General features: G+C 61.7%; 1 protein-coding gene. It reads right to left on the bottom strand.

Annotated features, from left to right (window positions below):
* On the bottom strand, nucleotides 1-470 hold a 470-nt coding region (locus J5M71_RS27960), incomplete at both ends, for a HAMP domain-containing sensor histidine kinase (RefSeq protein WP_207838820.1).

Raw genomic sequence — 470 nt, 5'->3', positions numbered from 1 at the left:
GCCCTGATTGGTCAACGAAATAACGATTTCGTCGCCCTCGGCAAAGGCTTTGAGCACGATCGGTTCGGCGGTGGAGCCGTGGGTCACGGCGTTGCCCAGCAGATTCGACAACAACTGGCTGATCCGCAGCGGGTCGCAATAGACCCCGGCCGGCACCTCCAGCGAATCGATAAACTTCGCCTGCGGGTAGGCCACCTGGATTTCTTCCAGGGTCTGGCGCAGCGTTTGCTGCAAGTCATCGACCAGTTTGCGCTGTACCGGGATGCCACTGCCGAGCCGACCCCGAGCGAAGTCGAGGATGTTTTCGATCAGCACGCCCATGCGCACCGAGCTGGTGCGAATCGCCGACAGCAGAGTGCGCGAGCGCTTGTCCTCGACTTTGCTGTCCAGCAGATCGGCACTCATGCGGATGGCACTGAGTGGCGTGCGCAAGTCATGGCCCAGCACCGCGATGAACTGCTCGCGCAGAC

Source organism: Pseudomonas sp. 43(2021) (assembly GCF_017490805.1).
In the GTDB taxonomy this organism is placed as follows: domain Bacteria; phylum Pseudomonadota; class Gammaproteobacteria; order Pseudomonadales; family Pseudomonadaceae; genus Aquipseudomonas.
Note: the sequence above shows the minus strand (reverse complement) of the source record. Positions and strands in the feature narration are given on the sequence as shown.